Here is a 15,435-nt window from a genome sequence, read left to right as displayed (position 1 = left end):
CATCGTAGGCGGGCGGCACTCACCGCGCGCCGGGCACCGGACGCCCCGGCAGCCAGCACCGCACGGCGTCGCGGTAGCGCCGGAACTCGGCGCCGAACCGCGCCTCGAGGTCCGCCTCCTCGAGCGGGCGCACCGCGAGATTCCACACCAACGCGCCCAGCAGCGCGTAGACCACGACCAGCCAGGAGGACAGCAGCAGCCCGACCGCGACGCCCTGGCCGATCCCCGCGACCGCCATCGGGTTGCGCACCCAGCGGTAGGGGCCGGCGATCACGAGGCGGTTCGTCATCGCGACAGGCAGCGGGGTGCCGTCGCCGAGCAGCGACATCGTCGCCCCCGACCACAGCCCGAGCGCGCTCGCGAGCACGAGCAGCGCGAGGCCGACCGCGCGCAGCGGCTCCGGGAACGCGACGGCGAGCCCCCAGCGCGACTCCAGCGCCGCGACGACCAGCGGGATCACGACGAGCGCGCCGCCCCAGAACACCGCGATCTGCCCGAGCGTCGCCGCGAGGTGCGCGAGCGGCGTCCGGCCGCGGGCGGCGAGCCGGAAGGCGAACGGCCCGGAGGCGAGCCAGCGCGTCGGGATGCGCCCGAGCGTCAGCAGGCAGAGCGCCGCGACCGAGCCGCCGGACGCGGCGAGCATCAGGAGGACGCCCCGGCCGGCCTCGCCGGTGACCGTCGCGACGACGGCGAGCGCGACGGTGACGAGCAGGGTCCAGACGGTCGCGGTCCACGCCGCCCAGCGGAGTCCGAGCGCCGCGACGGCGGAGGCGCCGACGAAGAGCGGCAGATCGAGCACGGCGACCGGCACCGGATCCAGCGGCCCGAGCGTCGCCAGCCGCACCGCCGGGACGAGCGCGACCGCCAGCCACCAGGCCGCCCCGCCGAGCGCCTGCACGGTGAAGTAGACGCGCCCCCACCGCACGGCCGCCCCTCGATGCATGGCAGCAGAGTACGGCAGCGCGGTGGCGGGGCACGCGGGTGCAGGATGAGCGCATGACCCTCCTCCGCGTCCGGATGCGCCCGCGCGCCGTCGACGAGCCGCACCGGGTGTCGTCGCCGCTCGAGCTGCTCGTGGACCTGACCTTCGTCGTCGCGATCGCGCAGATCGCCGCGCAGCTCGCACACGCGACGGAGGAGGGGCACCTCGGCGAGACGGTGCTCCCCTTCGCGATGGTGTTCTTCGCGATCTGGTGGGCCTGGATGAACTTCACCTGGTTCGCCTCCGGCTACGACACCGACGACGTGCCCTACCGGCTGCTCACGCTCGCGCAGATGGGCGGGGTGCTCGTGCTCGCGGCGGGGGTGCCGACGGCGTTCGAGGAGGGCGACTTCACGGCGATCACCGTCGGCTACGCGATCATGCGGTTCGCGCTGGTCAGCCAGTGGCTGCGGGTCGCGGTGTCGACGCCGAGCCAGCGGGTCTCGGCGCTGCGCAGCGCGGGCGGGTTCTCGCTCGTGCAGGTCGGCTGGCTGCTGCGGCTCCTCCTGCCCGAGCAGTACGGAGTGGTGAGCTTCGTCGTGCTGGCGGCGCTCGAGCTGGCGGTGCCGCTGTGGGCGCTGCGGGCGGGCGAGTCGAGCTGGCATCCGCACCACATCGCCGAGCGCTACGGGCTGTTCACGATCATCCTGCTCGGCGAGGGCGTGCTCGCGGCCGTGACCGGGGTGCAGCAGGCGGTGACGGAGTCGGGGGTGAGCCTCTCACTCGTGATCGTCGCGGCCTGCGCGCTGGTGATCGTCTTCGCGCTGTGGTGGCTGTCGTTCCTGCATCCGTCGGGCGAGCTGCTCGAGCGGCGGCGCGACCTCTCCTTCCGCTGGGGTTACGCGCACTTCGTGATCTTCGCGGCGCTCGGCGGCCTGGGCGCCGGCCTCGAGTCGGCGGTCGCGGCGACGGCCGGGCACCTGGAGGCGAGCGACACCGTGATCGGCGCCGCGGTCGCCGTGCCGGTCGCCGCCTTCCTGGTGATGCTGTGGGCCGTGCACCTGCCCCTCGCCGAGGGCCGCCCGCTCCGCGCCGCCCTCGTCCTGCCCGCCGCCCTCGCGGTGCTGGCGACCCCCCTCCTGGCCGCACCCCTCGGCGTCGCCGCCGCCCTGACGGCGATCGCCCTCCTCTGCGCCGCCCTGGTGGCCACCGCCCTGACGCCCGCGCGGGTCTGACCCCCGCCGCGAGATGCCACTTGTGCACGCGACACGCCGTGAAAGGCGTGCACAAGTGGCATCTCGATGGCCGGAGAACGAAGTCGACCCCGGATGTTCATCCACCCCCTCTAGGGTGACGTCACTCAGGACCGGTCCGCCGGCGATGGACCGGATCCGGTTGCCGCGATCCCGCGAGGGGTGCCGGCCGGCAGTCGCCTCGCCCGTTCGCGGTCGCTCCCCCGAGGCCGCACGACCGCGGCTGGAGTCAGCATGGCGCACCCCCTCACCCCCACGCAGCACCTCCCCTTCGCGCACGGCGGCGGCGCCGTCGTCGGGATGCTCTCGACCTTCCCGCCGACCCGCTGCGGCCTCGCCACCTTCGCCCAGTCGCTCGGCGACGCGCTGGCCGCGGAGCACGGCGCGACGATCCGCACCGTCCGGGTGATGGACGAGCTCGCCGTGCCCGGCTCGGCCGTCGGCCGGAGTGTCGTCGCCGAGCTCGTCGCGGGCGACCCGGCGAGCATCGCGCACGCCGCGGCGGAGCTCAGCCGCAGCGATGTCGCCGTGATCCAGCACGAGTACGGCATCTACGGCGGCCCGGACGGCGACGAGGTCCTCGCGCTGATGGAGCAGCTCACGGTCCCCGCGATCGTCGTGCTGCACACCGTCCTCGAGACCCCCAGCGACTCGCAGCGCTCGGTGCTGGAGCGGGTCGCCGCCCTCGCCGACGCGGTCGTGGTGATGACGGCCGTCGCCGCCGAGATCCTCGAGCGCCGCTACTCCGTCGACACCCGCAAGGTCGGCGTCATCGCCCACGGCGTGCCGGTCTGGACGGGCGGCGCCGAGCGCAGCGCGCCGCGCGCCGACTCCGGCGACACCCCGCAGATCATCACCTGGGGCCTGATCGGCCCCGGCAAGGGCATCGAGTGGGGGATCCGCGCCACGGCGCTCCTGCGCGACGCCGGCGTCGACGCCCGCTACACGGTGTTCGGGCAGACGCACCCGAAGGTCGTCGCCTCGCACGGGGAGGCGTACCGCGAGTCGCTCGCCGAGCTCGTCGCCGAGCTCGGTCTCGGCGACCGGGTCGTCCTCGACGGCCGCTACCTCGACCCGGCCCAACTCGCCGCCGCGGTCGCGGAGGCCGACGCGGTGCTGCTCCCCTACGACTCCCGCAACCAGGTCACCTCCGGCGTGCTGGTGGAGGCGCTCGCCGCGGGGCGCCCCGTCGTCGCGACCGCGTTCCCGCACGCGCTCGAGCTGCTGACCGCGCCGCGCGGCCGCACCGTCGCGCACGAGGACCCGGCCGCGATGGCCGACGCGCTGCGGGAGGTGCTCGCCGGGGTCGCGGGGGCCGCGTCCGACGCCACGGGGCCGTCCGCCACGGAGCTGCCCGCCACTGGCCTGTCCTCGGAGGCGCTGTCCTGGCCCGCCGCGGCCGGCCGCTACCTGGACCTGGTCGAGCGCCTCCGGGTGGAGCGCGCGGCGTGACCTCCCGAGCGGACGGCACGGCGCCGGTCCTCTCGACCGCACTCCCCTACTCCCACCTCGACGCGCTCACCGACGCGGGCGGGCTCTTCGAGCACGCGCTGCTCGACGTGCCGCGGCGCGAGCACGGCTACTGCGTCGACGACGTGGCGCGCGCGCTGATCGTGGTGGCGCAGGAGCCGGAGCAGTCCGAGGTGACGCGGCGGCTGACCGAGCAGTACCTGCGCTTCCTCGAGCGCGCGACTGCCGCGGACGGCACGGTGCGCAACCGCGTCTCGGCCGAGGGCGACTCCCCGGAGGAGTCGTCGCTCGGCGACTGGTGGGGCCGCGCCGTCTGGGCCGCGGGCGTCGTCGCGGCGCGGGCGGAGCTGCCGCTCAGCCGGCACCGCGGGATGCGGCTGTTCCTGCGCCTCGCGGCACGGCGCTCGCCGCACCTGCGCGCGATGACCTCCGCCGTGCTCGGCGCCGTCGAGGTGCTCGAGGCGCATCCCGATAACGCGGCCGCCGCGCAGCTCGTCGCGGACGGCTCGGCGCTGCTGCACCACGCGGCCGAGGCCGACTGGCCCTGGCCCGAGCCGCGGCTGCGCTACGCGAACGGCTGCCTCCCGGAGGCGCTGCTCGCGGCCGGCGCGGCGCTCGGCGATCCCGTGCTGCTCACCCGCGGCTTCCACCAGCTGGCGTTCCTGCTCGCGCTCGAGTCCGGCGAGAACGGCCTCTCGGTCTGCGGAGTCGCCGGCCGCGGCCCCGGCGAGACCGGCGCGCTCTTCGACCAGCAGCCGATCGAGGTCGCGGCGCTCGCGGCCGCCTGCGCCCGCGCGCTGACGATCGAGGAGGACCCGCTCTGGCGCGACGGCCTGGCCGCGTGCTGGGCCTGGTTCCGCGGGGTCAACGACTCCGGGACCGTGATGATCGACCCGGTCACCGGCGCCGGCTACGACGGCCTGACGCCGACCGGCCGCAACGAGAACCGGGGCGCGGAGTCGACCATCGCCGCCCTGCACACCTCGCTCGTCGTCCGCCGCGCGGAGCCCGCGCAGGCGGCCGCGGCGTGACGCCCGTCCCGGGCACTCTGCGCGTCGGGATGCTCGCGCCCGTCGCCTGGCGCACGCCGCCGCGGCACTACGGGCCGTGGGAGCGGGTGGCGAGCCTGCTCACCGAGGGCCTGGTGCGCCGCGGGGTGGACGTGACGCTGTTCGCGACCGGCGACTCCGCCACCGCGGGCCGGCTCTCGAGCGTCGTGCCGGAGGGCTACGCCGAGTCCGGTGCCGACGGGCGGGTCCAGGAGTCGCTGCACATCGCGCACGCGCTCGCCCGCTCGCGGGAGTTCGACCTCGTGCACAACCACCTCGACTGGCTGCCGCTCGCGCTCGCCGCGCAGTGGCCGGTGCCGCTGGTGACGACGGTGCACGGCTTCTCCGGCCCGGGCATCCTGCCCGCGTACCGCGAGGCGCTGCGGCACCCGCTGACCGCGAACCTGGTCTCGATCTCGGAGAGCGACCGCTCGCCCGAGCTGGACTACGTCGCCACGGTGCACCACGGGATCGACCTGTCGGAGCTGCCGTACTCAGCGCAGCCCGGCTCCGACGACCTGGTGGTCCTCGGCCGCATCCACCCCGACAAGGGCACGGCAGAGGCGGTGCGCATCGCCGCCGGCGCGGGCCTGCGCCTCGTGATCGCGGGCATCGTGCAGGACGAGCGCTACTGGCGCGAGGAGGTCGAGCCGCACGTCGACGGCGACCGCGTGGTCTACGCCGGCTCGGTCGGGCCGGCCGAGCGCGCGGCGCTGCTCGGCTCGGCGGTCGCGCTGCTGCACTCGATCGGCTTCGACGAGCCGTTCGGCCTGTCGGTGGTCGAGGCGATGGCCTGCGGCACCCCCGTGATCGCGTACCGGCGCGGATCGATGCCCGAGATCGTCGACGAGGGCGTGAGCGGCTTCGTCGTCGACTCGGCGGCGGAGGCGGTCGCCGCGGTGCCGCGCGCCCGCCGGCTCGACCGCGCGCGGGTCCGCGAGACGGCCGTCCGCCGCTTCGCCGTCGAGCGGATGGTCGACGACTACCTCCGCGTGTACGCACGGGTGCTGGGACGCTGACCCCCGCGCCCCCCGCGAGATGCCACTTGTGACGCGATTCCTCGGCGTGTCGGGCTCACAAGTGGCATCTCGCGCGGAGGGTGTCGAGGTGCCTCCGATCGCGATCCGCCCCTACGCCGAGTCCGACGCCGCCGGTACCCTGGCCGTCTTCCTCGCCGCCGTCACCGAGACGGCCGCCGCCGACTACTCCCCCGAGCAGATCGGCGCCTGGGCCGGCGAGCGCGATGTCCCGACGTGGCACGCCGCGATGCTGGCGCGGAACGCCTTCGTCGCCACCGTCGACGGCGAGCTCGCCGGCTTCTCGGACGTCAGCGCCGACGGCTGGATCGACATGATGTTCGTCGCCCCGCGCTTCCTCCGCCGCGGCGTCGCGACCCGCCTGCTCGCCGAGGCGGAGTCGCAGGCACGGGACGCGCCGGAGCTGTCGGCGGACGTGAGCATCACCGCGCGCCCCTTCTTCGAGCACCACGGCTTCGTCGCGGTCACCGAGCAGCACCCGGTACGCGCGGGCGTGGAGCTGGTGAACTGGCGGATGGTGAAGCAGCGCGGGTGAGGCGCGGCGCGGATCAGGCGCCACCGGCCTCCGGTCGGACATCGACGCGTCTATCGTCCGTCCATGCGAGTGGGCGTCTACATCGATGGGTTCAACCTCTACTACGGAGCGCGCCGGATCTGCGGCCGCGGCACACCGGGGTGGCGCTGGCTCGACCTGCGCGCACTCGCCGCGGGCCTCCTCACCGGTCCCGGCGCAGGATGGGGTGCGGTATCGAGCACGCGCATCGTCTTCTGCACCGCACGCGTCAGCGGGGCCTCTCATCCGCAGGGGCAACGCGATCAGGACACCTACCTCCGTGCACTGCAGCGGCATGGATCCATCGACGTCCTCGCTCTCGGGAGCTACGTCTCGCGGGTAGCGACCGCTCCACTCGCGACGCCGGACCGACGCGGGCGACCGGTCCTCAGCACCCCCTCCTGGCCGCTGATGATCAGGGACCGGGACGGAGCCGACGCCCCAGGAGCCACCTTCATGGCCTCGATCGCCCGACGGGAGGAGAAGGGATCCGACGTGAACGTCGCCTCGCACCTCCTGATCGATGTGCTGGAACGCTCGGTCGACGCCGCCGTCGTCATCAGCAACGACAGCGATCTCGAGTTCCCCATCCGCGAAGCGCGTCGTCGAGTGCCGGTCGGGGTGGTCAACCCCACTCCCGCCTACCGCGCCGGCGCGCTCGCGGGAGAACCCGGCGAGGGTGCGGGCGGTCACTGGTGGTACGAGCTGACCGACCACGACCTTCGGAGTTCGCAGCTTCCCGAGCGGATCGACAGGCTCTCCCGACCAGACGGTTGGTGACAATCCGGCGCCACGTCGCCGCCCGCAGGCGGCGTTCGGCTATGCTTTTCGAATACCACCCGGCCCCTCTGGGGTCGGGTTTTCTCTTTGTCCCGAGCGGAGGACGGCGTGTCAGGCCGTCTCGGGCGCCCGCAGCGTCGGCGGCACCAGGCCCTCGGCCGCCAGCAGGCGGGCCGCGCCGAGGGTTGCGAGGTCGTCGCCGTGCGCGCCGATCAGCTGCGCGGCCAGCGGCAGGCCGGACGTCGCGCCGAGACCGATCGGGAGCACCGTCGACGGGCCCATGGCGAGGTTCGCCAGGCAGCTCCAGCGGCCGATCGCCCGGCGGTCGGCCTCGGCGAGCGGGAACGCGGGCGCCGCGAACGGCACCACCGGCGCGAGCACGACGTCCACCCCGGCGATGGCCCGCTCCCACTCCGCGCGCAGCCGCAGCTGCTCGTCCCAGTCGGCCCACACCTGCGCCACCGGGGCGCCCGGGCCCCCGGGGTAGCTGATCTCGTGCAGGACCAGCCGGTCGAACAGCGCCTCGGCCTCCGCGGTGCCGAGCACGGACGGCCCGAGATCGACCACCGTCGCGCCGGCGGCGCGCAGTCGCTCGGCGAGAGCGGCGAGCGCCGCCGTCGTCTCGTCGTCGACCGGTGCGCTCTCCTCCGCGAGCCACAGCCCCACGGTCAGCTCGCTCAGCCGGGAGAACCGCGGCTCGGGCAGCGCGAGCCGCCACGGTCCGGAGGAGACCGACCCGGCGAGCGCCGCGAAGAGCGCCGCGGTGTCGTCGGCGCTCCGGGCGATCGGCCCGGCGGCGGACGCGGAGGGCTCGAGCCGGGTGCCGACCGGCCAGGGCAGGTGCCCGCGCTTGGAGATCACTCCGCTGCTCGGCCGGTGCCCGCAGACGCCGTTCCAGGCGGCCGGCACGCGGATCGACCCGGTCAGGTCGCTGCCGAGGTCGCCCCAGGACAGGCCGGACGCGACCGCGGCGGCGGACCCGCCGGAGGAGCCGCCCGCCGTCAGCTGCGCGCCCCACGGATTGACCGCCCGGCCGTGCAGCGCGCTCGCGGTGTCGAACGAGTCGAGGAACGGCGGCACCGCCGTCTTGCCGAGGATCACGGCGTCGGCGGCCCGCAGCGCGGCGACCGCCGGGGCGTCCGCGATGGAGCGGTGCACGCTCTCGGCGGTGCCGACGCTGCCGTCGAGCCCGGCGACGTCGAACGAGTCCTTCACCGTGAGCGGGACGCCCGCGAGCGGCCCGAGCGGCTCCCCCCGCCGGCGGCGCTCGTCGACCGAGGCGGCGGCGCGGAGGACCGCCTCCTCGTCCCACGCCACGACCGTGCCCGACTGCGCGGCGACCGCGGCGAGCCGATCGGCGGCGACCTCGACGGCCGACACGGCCCCGACGGCGAGCGCGGCGCGCAGCTCGGCGATGCTCCCGACGCTCACGCCCCGGTGCTCACGACCGCTGCCCGCTTCAGCAGGTGCCCCGCCGCCGCGTCCGCCGCGAGCCGCGCGACGCACGCCTCGAAGTCGCCGAGGACGACGGTGCTCGACGAGGACAGCATCAGGTTGAACGGCGCGCCGAAGTTCTCGACCGTGAAGCCGTCCGCGTCGGTGAAGCCGCCCGCGCCGTCGGGGGTGACCGGTCCGAAGAAGTCGCGGGTGCGCTCGACCGCGGTCGCCCCGTCGGAGGCGTAGACGTAGCTGGCCTTGCCGCGCGCGACCGCGTAGCCGACCTCGAAGCAGGTGCCCGCGTCGGGGTCCGGCCCCCGGAAGTGGTTGAGGTTGGCGAGGATCGCGTCGGCGCGCTCGATCATCGCGATGTTGTTCGCGTAGATCAGATCGGCGAGCGCCTCGCCCTCGAGCGCGGGCCCCTGGTCGGCGTCGGCCTGATCGGCGTCGGCGCCCTTGTCCAGCGGCGAGATCGGCTCGAGCCCGTAGCGGCGGCAGGTGGCGCGCATCCGCTCGGCGAGGGCCGGCCCGTCGGGTGCGAAGACCTCGAAGCCGGCGAGGTAGACGCCGACAGTGGGCGTGGCGGTGGGCGTGGTGGTGGCGGGGGTGGTCATGGCGGTGCCTCTTCCGTGATCGCGACAGCAGGATCGGGAATGTCGCGATGACGAGGAGCCCCGCCTGTCGTCTTTCCCGTGCCCGTCGACACTATGCGGCGACGGATCACCGACTCGTTTCGCCAGGTTTCGGGCGCGTAAACCTTCCGTCGTCGGTTCGTCGGGGCGCGCAGGGGCCGCATAGGGTCCTTCGGAGACGGTCCCCCTGATCCGTCGCCCGTGGCCGTCCCGCCGCTGCCCCGCCGCTGCCCCGCCCCGCCCGAGGAGTCCCGCCGTGCCCGAGTCCACGCCCCTGCACCGCCTCAGCGGTGCCTGGCGTCTGGGCACCTGGCGGCTCTCGAACTCGCGCGCGCCCGCCGCGGGCTGAGCCGGCACCACCCCTCCTCCGCGCACCGACCGCTCCGTCGTGCGCGCTCCCGACCGCGCCCTGCCGCGGTCCGTCGCGGACGCCTCCAGCGCGCCCGCACCTCCTCTCGAGCGCTCCGCGCTCCCCTCCCCGTGAAGGTCGTCATGCCCGCACCCCTGCTCCGCCGCGCTCCCCGCGCCGCCCTCGCCCTCCTCGCCGGCGCCTGCACCGTCGGCCTCCTCGCCGGCTGCGCCGGCTCCGACAGCTCCGCGTCCGAGGGCGGCGGCACCCAGGCCGCCACCCTCCAGCTGGGCTGGATCGCCAACGTCGAGAACATGGGCCCGTTCATCGGCGAGCGCGACGGCGACTACGCCGACGCCGGCGTCGACATCACGATCACGCCCGGCGGTCCGAGCACGACCGTCGAGCCGCTGGTCGCCAGCGGCAAGGCGCTCGTCGGCCTCTCCTCGGCCGACGTCGTCGCCCGTGCCCGCAACGAGGGCGCGCCGCTGGTCATCGTCGGCGCGACCCTCCAGGTCAACCCGATGAGCATCATGTCGCTCGCCTCATCGCCCGTGAACACGCTCGACGACCTGGTCGGCTCGCGCCTGTGCATCCAGACCTCGGGCGTCTCGATCATGGACGGCATCCTCACCGCCAACGACATCGAGCCCTCGGACGTCGAGTACGTGACGGCCGACTTCGACCCGTCGCCGCTCGTCGCGGGCGACTGCGACGCGTTCGTCTCCTTCCTCAACAACCAGCCGGTCACCCTCGAGCTGCAGGGCATCGACACCGTCGCCTTCCCGCTGAGCGACTACGGCTACGAGGCGTGGGGCAACGTGCTCTTCACCACGGAGGAGGCGCTCGCCGACGAGACGCAGCGCGCCGCCGTGAAGGCCGTCGTCGAGGGCACCATCGCCGGCTGGACCACCGCGCTCGCCGACCCCGACGACGCGGCCGCCTACGTCGTCGACGGACCCGGCAAGAGCCAGAACCTCGACCTCGAGCAGCAGAAGCTCGCCGCGGAGGCGTTCGTCCCGCTCGTGCAGACCGCCGAGACCGAGCAGAACGGCCTCCTCACGATGAGCCCCGACGGCATCGCCGCGAACATCGCGACCCTCGAGGGCCAGGGCGTCGAGGGCGACCTCGACTCGCTCTTCGACACCTCGATCCTCGACGAGATCCACGCCGGCTGACGCCGCGCCCTGCCTTCTCCACCGACACGCTCCTCCTGAAAGCGAGACCTCCCATGCCCGTGCACTTCTCCGAAGACCCCTGGACCCGCGTCACCTCCGTCCGCGGCTACCCCGCCGACGAGCTCATCTCGACCCTGCAGAAGTCGATCCGCCGCGGCGACACCCAGCTCGCGCTGCTCGTCGGCCGCGAGATGTTCGAGTCCAGCGCCGACCTCGAGGAGATGATGTGGGCCCGCCTCAACGTCGTCTCCTGCGAGGACGTCGGCGACGGCAGCTACTCCGAGCCCGTCGTCGTCAACAGCCTCTACCTGATGCACCAGCGCCTCGACCGCTCGTTCGGCGACCGCTGGCTCTTCGCGACCCACGCGATCCGCTTTCTCTCCGAGCGCACCAAGGACCGCACCTCGGACGAGCTCGCGAACCTGACCATGCACCTCATCAACGCGTCCGAGAAGCCGTTCGAGATCCCGGAGTACGCGCTCGACGTGCACACCCGGCGCGGCCAGCTCGCCGGCCGCTCTGTCGACGACTTCTGGGGCGACGGCGGCGGCTCGGAGCTGGTCAACGAGGTCGCGGGCCGCGACAGCGCGCTGAAGGATGAGATCCTCCGCCTCCGCGCCGCCGGGGAGTGGAAGGCGTGACCCTCGGCCTCTCCGCCGCGGGCGTCGTCAAGGAGTTCGACGTCGGCCGCGGCACGGTGCGCGCGCTCGACGGCGTCGACCTGGAGACCCGGGAGGGCGAGTTCACCGCCCTCCTGGGGCCCTCGGGCTGCGGCAAGTCGACGCTCCTGCGGATCTTCGCCGGTCTCGAGGGCGTGAGCGGGGGCGTCGCGCAGCTGCACGGCGCCGACCCGGAGCGCGCCCGGATCGACCACCGCGTCGGAGTGGCGTTCCAGGACTCGGCGCTGCTGCCCTGGCGCAGCGCCGCGTCCAACATCGCGCTCGCCTACGAGGTGTCGGGGCGGCGCACCGACCGCGCCGCGATCGCCGCGCTGATCGAGCTGGTCGGCCTGACCGGCTTCGAGAAGGCCAAGCCCGCGCAGCTCTCGGGCGGCATGCGCCAGCGGGTGTCCCTCGCCCGCGCGCTGGCCATGGAGCCGGACGCGCTGCTGCTCGACGAGCCGTTCGGCGCCCTCGACGAGGTCACCCGGCACCGGCTGAACCTCGAGCTGCAGCGGATCTGGACCGAGCGCGCCACCACGACGCTGCTCGTGACCCACAGCATCAGCGAGGCCGTGTTCCTGGCCGACCGCGTCGTACTGATGGCGGCGCGACCGGGCCGGATCGTCGAGATCGTCGACATCGACCTGCCGCGCCCGCGCACCGCGGAGCTGCAGCAGACACCGGAGTTCCACGCCTACTGCGACCGGCTCTCCCGCGGCCTGTTCGGCGAGACGATCGCGGCGGGAGTGCCGCGGTGACGGCGCTCGCCCCGCCGGAGCAGCCGAGCACCCGCACCAGCGCCGTGCTGATCCGCCGTCGGCCGCGCGGCCTCGCCGGCCGCGTGGTCCCGATCCTCGGGCTGATCGCGCTGTGGTGGCTCGTCGCCCTCGTCGCCGCTCCCCTGCGCGTCGTCCCGACGCCGTGGGCCGTGGTGGCGGCGTTCGTCGACGACCTGTCCGTGCTGCCGATGAACGTCGGCGCGACCCTCGCGAACGCGGGCATCGGCTACGTCGTCGGCAACGCGGTCGCCGTGCTCGCCGCGATCCTGTTCGTCCAGGTCCCGTGGACCGAGCGGGTGCTGCTCCGGATCGCCGTGATGAGCTTCTGCGTGCCGCTGGTGGCGATCACGCCGATCCTGGTCGTGGTCTTCCCCGGAGACATGCCCAAGCAGATCCTGGCCGGGCTGTCGGTGCTGTTCACCACGCTCGTGTCCTGCCTGCTGGGCCTGCGCTCGGTGAACGGCGCGACGGTCGACCTCGTCCGCTCGATGGGCGGCTCGGACCGCGTGGTGCTGCGGAAGGCTCGGCTGACGGCGATGCTCCCCGGCCTCTTCGCCGGCCTGCAGATCGCCGCGCCCGCCGCGATCCTCGGCACCATCCTCGGCGAGTACCTCGGCGCCTCCCGCGGCCTCGGCGTGATGCTGGTGCAGGCGCAGTCGTCGTTCCAGGTGCCGCGGACCTGGGCGGTCGCGCTGACGATGTCGGCGCTGGCCGGGCTCGTCTACTTCGCGGCGGGACTGATCGGCCGCGCCGCCACTCCGTGGGTCTCGCGCGACGTCTCGACCGCGGTCGGCCAGAGCATCGCGACCGCGTCGGGACTGCGCGGCGGCCTGAGCGCCGTGACGGCGCTCCTCGGGCTGCTCGGCTCGATCGCCGTGGTCGTCGCGGTCTGGTGGGGCGCGATCCTGGCGTTCGACCTGTCGCCGTACTTCGCGAAGACGCCGCTGGACGTGCTGACCTACCTCTTCGCGGATCCCGACGCCGCCGAGAATCGCGGGCTCGTCCTCGACGGCCTGGCGATCACGCTCCGCGACGCCGGGGTCGGCTACGTCATCGGCACCGCGCTGGCCTGCCTCGTCGCGGTGGGGATCGTGCTGTCGCGCTGGGTCGAGCGCACGGTGCTGCCCGCCGCCGTGGTCATGCGCTCGATCCCGCTGGTCGCGATGACCCCGCTGCTCGCCCTGGTCTTCGGGCGCGGGCTGCTCGGCGTGACGGTGATCGTCTCGCTGGTGACCTTCTTCCCGACGCTCGTGAGCGTCGCCGCCGCCCTGCGCGCCGCGCCGGTCCTCGCCTGCGACCTCGTCGTCTCGATGGGCGGCTCGACCGCGATGGTGACCCGCAAGGTCCGCCTGCTCTACGCCCTCCCCGCGATCTTCGCCTCGGCCCGCATCGCCGTCCCGGGCGCCTTCGCCGGTGCGACGCTGGCGGAGTGGCTCGCGACCGGCGAGGGTCTCGGCAGCATGCTCGTCCGCGACTACGCGGCCTCGCGCTTCAGCGCGCTGTGGTCGGAGACGGTGGTCGTCGTCGCGGTCGCCGTCGCGCTGTACGCGCTGGTGAGCGTGGTGGAGCGGCCCGTGGTGCGGCGCTTCGCGGCCGGGCAGGGGTGAGGGGCCGGGGGCGGATCGGGTGAGGGCCTGACGCCCCCCAACAGGGGGACCCTCTGCCGGTGCCCATTGCCGAGGCGGTGGCCGTCTCGCTAGCTTTCGAGCACCGATCCGTTCCCCTGTCGACCCCGACACCCCGCCCGCGACGCCGCGGCCGCGAGGGAGGAGGGATCGCGACGAGGGACCGGAGCGGCCCGATCCGCCCTCTCGAGAAAGGCGACACGATGTCGTCATCGCTCCACCTCTCCTGCACGCCGACCGCCGCGGTGGTGGCACTGTGAGGGCCCCGCGCCGCTCACGGGTCGCCCTGATCGCCGCCGCGGTGATCGCCGGCACCGTCGGCCTCACGCCCGCCCTCAGCGCCGCCGCCGCCCCGACCGCCTCGACGGACGTCACCTGCACCGACGGCGCTCCCGTCAGCGCCGTCGTCGCCGGCGACACCGGCGGCCCGGTCGCCGGCACGGGGGCCACGAACCTCGGACTGGCCGTCAACGGCACGACCGCCACCCAGACGACCGTCCCGGCCACCGGCGGACCCTTCGCCTTCGCCCCGGTGCCCGTCAAGACGGGCGACCGCCTCGTGGTCTGGGCCGGCAGCTCGGCCAACGTGCAGTACAGCTACGACGTCACCGCCGCGTCCTGCGACGACGGGTCGACGCCCACGCCGACCCCGACCGCCACCGGCACCCCGACGGCCACGCCGACCGCGACGCCCACGGCCACTCCGACGGCGACTCCGACCGCCACGCCGACCGCGACCCCCACCGCCACGCCCACGGCGACTCCGACCGCCACGCCGACCGCGACTCCCACGCCCGGTGGCCCCGTGGTCGTCACCCGCATCGCCGGCGTCGACCGTCAGGACACCGCCGCGAAGGTCTCGGCCGCGACGTTCAAGGCGAACGTGCCGGTCGTCTTCATCGCCACCGGCGGCAACTTCCCCGACGCCCTCGCCGCGGCACCCGCCGCCGCGAAGCAGAACGGCCCGCTGCTGCTGGTCGACCAGGACTCGATGTCGCAGCCGGTCCGCGACGAGCTGCGCCGCCTCAAGCCGAGCAAGATCGTCGTCGTCGGCTCGAACCTGAGCGTCAGCGACCGCCTCGTGACCGAGCTCGCCGCCTACGCGAAGACCGGCGAGGTCCAGCGCATCGGCGGCGTCGACCGCTACGACACCGCGGCGAAGCTCGTCGAAGCCGCGTTCCCGAAGGGCTCCTCGCAGGCGTGGCTCGCCACCGGTGAGAAGTTCCCCGACGCCCTCGCCGCGGCCGCCGCGGCCGGCTCGGTCCGGGCGCCCGTCCTCCTGGTGAACGGCGGACTCAGCGCCGTCGACGACACCACCCGCTCCCTGGTGCAGGGCCTCGGCGTCAAGAAGCTGACCATCGCGGGCGACCCGCTCTCGGTCAGCACCGGCATCGAGAACTCGTTCCGCATCACGCCGATCCGCATCGGCGGCGTCGACCGCTACGACACCTCGGTGCAGCTGAACCGCGCCGCCTTCACGGCCGCGTCGACGGTCTACCTCGCCACCGGCGAGAAGTTCCCCGACGCCCTCTCCGGAGCGGCCGCCGCCGGCTTCACCCGCAACCCGCTCTACACGGTGAAGCCCGACTGCGTCCCCCAGCCCGTCCTCGACGACATCAAGAGCCTCGGCGCCACCAGCGTCGTGCTGCTCGGCGGAACCGGCACCCTCTCGGACGGAGTGGCGAGCCTGACGGCCTGCCGCTAGCCGC

Annotated in this window: 14 protein-coding genes; 11 read left to right on the top strand and 3 right to left on the bottom strand. The window is 74.4% G+C overall.

The window, feature by feature from the left end:
- Window positions 1-19 precede the first annotated feature (19 nt).
- On the bottom strand, window positions 20-943 hold the full coding sequence (locus MT355_RS11930; protein ID WP_243599694.1) for an isoprenylcysteine carboxylmethyltransferase family protein: 924 nt from the start codon (window positions 941-943) through the stop codon (window positions 20-22).
- A 53-nt stretch (window positions 944-996) separates the two neighbouring features.
- Between MT355_RS11930 and MT355_RS11925 the strand changes: the two genes are divergently transcribed.
- The 6 genes from MT355_RS11925 to MT355_RS11900 all read left to right on the top strand — a co-directional run bounded on the left by MT355_RS11925 (window position 997) and on the right by MT355_RS11900 (window position 7,064).
- Window positions 997-2,157, top strand: coding sequence for a low temperature requirement protein A (locus tag MT355_RS11925; RefSeq protein ID WP_243599693.1), 1,161 nt, complete (start codon window positions 997-999; stop codon window positions 2,155-2,157).
- Window positions 2,158-2,409: 252 nt separating this feature from the next.
- Window positions 2,410-3,627 (top strand): glycosyltransferase, encoded by a 1,218-nt coding sequence (locus tag MT355_RS11920; RefSeq protein WP_243599692.1) that lies wholly within the window; start codon window positions 2,410-2,412, stop codon window positions 3,625-3,627.
- Window positions 3,624-4,676, top strand: coding sequence for a glycosyltransferase (locus tag MT355_RS11915; protein WP_243599691.1), 1,053 nt, complete (start codon window positions 3,624-3,626; stop codon window positions 4,674-4,676). The genes MT355_RS11920 and MT355_RS11915 overlap by 4 nt, the downstream gene beginning before the upstream one ends.
- Window positions 4,673-5,713 carry a glycosyltransferase family 4 protein gene (locus tag MT355_RS11910; protein WP_243599690.1) on the top strand — a complete coding sequence of 347 codons (1,041 nt, stop codon included), beginning with the start codon at window positions 4,673-4,675 and terminating at the stop codon, window positions 5,711-5,713. The genes MT355_RS11915 and MT355_RS11910 overlap by 4 nt, the downstream gene beginning before the upstream one ends.
- An 88-nt stretch (window positions 5,714-5,801) precedes the next feature.
- Complete coding sequence (locus tag MT355_RS11905) at window positions 5,802-6,266, top strand: GNAT family N-acetyltransferase (protein ID WP_243599689.1); 465 nt, start codon at window positions 5,802-5,804, stop codon at window positions 6,264-6,266.
- Between the two features lie 474 nt (window positions 6,267-6,740).
- Window positions 6,741-7,064, top strand: coding sequence for a hypothetical protein (locus MT355_RS11900; RefSeq protein ID WP_243599688.1), 324 nt, complete (start codon window positions 6,741-6,743; stop codon window positions 7,062-7,064).
- A 111-nt stretch (window positions 7,065-7,175) separates the two neighbouring features.
- Here MT355_RS11900 and MT355_RS11895 read toward each other — a convergent pair whose 3' ends face one another.
- Window positions 7,176-8,495 carry an amidase family protein gene (locus tag MT355_RS11895; RefSeq protein ID WP_243599687.1) on the bottom strand — a complete coding sequence of 440 codons (1,320 nt, stop codon included), beginning with the start codon at window positions 8,493-8,495 and terminating at the stop codon, window positions 7,176-7,178.
- A complete protein-coding gene (locus tag MT355_RS11890) occupies window positions 8,492-9,115 on the bottom strand; it encodes a nucleoside 2-deoxyribosyltransferase (protein ID WP_243599686.1) in 624 nt (207 codons plus the stop codon). The genes MT355_RS11895 and MT355_RS11890 overlap by 4 nt, the downstream gene beginning before the upstream one ends.
- Before the next feature lie 510 nt (window positions 9,116-9,625).
- On the opposite strand from MT355_RS11890, the gene MT355_RS11885 reads away from it, so the two are divergent.
- The 5 genes from MT355_RS11885 to MT355_RS11865 all read left to right on the top strand — a co-directional run bounded on the left by MT355_RS11885 (window position 9,626) and on the right by MT355_RS11865 (window position 15,431).
- The gene (locus MT355_RS11885; protein ID WP_243599685.1) at window positions 9,626-10,660 is read left to right on the top strand and encodes an ABC transporter substrate-binding protein; all 1,035 of its coding nucleotides are present in this window, start codon (window positions 9,626-9,628) and stop codon (window positions 10,658-10,660) included.
- Between the two features lie 53 nt (window positions 10,661-10,713).
- Window positions 10,714-11,301 (top strand): AAA family ATPase, encoded by a 588-nt coding sequence (locus MT355_RS11880; RefSeq protein ID WP_123444462.1) that lies wholly within the window; start codon window positions 10,714-10,716, stop codon window positions 11,299-11,301.
- Complete coding sequence (locus tag MT355_RS11875; RefSeq protein ID WP_243581452.1) at window positions 11,298-12,080, top strand: ABC transporter ATP-binding protein; 783 nt, start codon at window positions 11,298-11,300, stop codon at window positions 12,078-12,080. Before MT355_RS11880 ends, MT355_RS11875 begins: the two co-directional genes overlap by 4 nt.
- The gene (locus MT355_RS11870) at window positions 12,077-13,708 is read left to right on the top strand and encodes an ABC transporter permease (RefSeq protein WP_243599684.1); all 1,632 of its coding nucleotides are present in this window, start codon (window positions 12,077-12,079) and stop codon (window positions 13,706-13,708) included. Before MT355_RS11875 ends, MT355_RS11870 begins: the two co-directional genes overlap by 4 nt.
- A gap of 274 nt (window positions 13,709-13,982) precedes the next feature.
- Window positions 13,983-15,431 (top strand): cell wall-binding repeat-containing protein, encoded by a 1,449-nt coding sequence (locus MT355_RS11865; RefSeq protein WP_243599683.1) that lies wholly within the window; start codon window positions 13,983-13,985, stop codon window positions 15,429-15,431.
- The last annotated feature ends 4 nt before the right edge of the window (window positions 15,432-15,435 follow it).

Origin of the sequence: Rathayibacter sp. VKM Ac-2929 (genome assembly GCF_022815495.1) — a bacterium.
GTDB classification, from domain to species: Bacteria; Actinomycetota; Actinomycetes; order Actinomycetales; family Microbacteriaceae; genus Rathayibacter; species Rathayibacter festucae.
The sequence above is the reverse complement of the archived record's forward strand: the minus strand, read 5'-3'. Positions and strand labels throughout refer to the sequence as shown.

What these genes read in the sequence shown, in the direction of transcription:
- MT355_RS11920 (WP_243599692.1), top strand. Translation starts at nt 2,410, where the DNA reads ATGGCGCACCCCCTCACCCCCACGCAGCACCTCCCCTTCGCGCACGGC.
- MT355_RS11885 (WP_243599685.1), top strand. Translation starts at nt 9,626, where the DNA reads ATGCCCGCACCCCTGCTCCGCCGCGCTCCCCGCGCCGCCCTCGCCCTC.
- MT355_RS11880 (WP_123444462.1), top strand. Translation starts at nt 10,714, where the DNA reads ATGCCCGTGCACTTCTCCGAAGACCCCTGGACCCGCGTCACCTCCGTC.
- MT355_RS11890 (WP_243599686.1), bottom strand. Translation starts at nt 9,115, where the DNA reads ATGACCACCCCCGCCACCACCACGCCCACCGCCACGCCCACTGTCGGC.
- MT355_RS11930 (WP_243599694.1), bottom strand. Translation starts at nt 943, where the DNA reads ATGCATCGAGGGGCGGCCGTGCGGTGGGGGCGCGTCTACTTCACCGTG.
- MT355_RS11900 (WP_243599688.1), top strand. Translation starts at nt 6,741, where the DNA reads ATGGCCTCGATCGCCCGACGGGAGGAGAAGGGATCCGACGTGAACGTC.
- MT355_RS11925 (WP_243599693.1), top strand. Translation starts at nt 997, where the DNA reads ATGACCCTCCTCCGCGTCCGGATGCGCCCGCGCGCCGTCGACGAGCCG.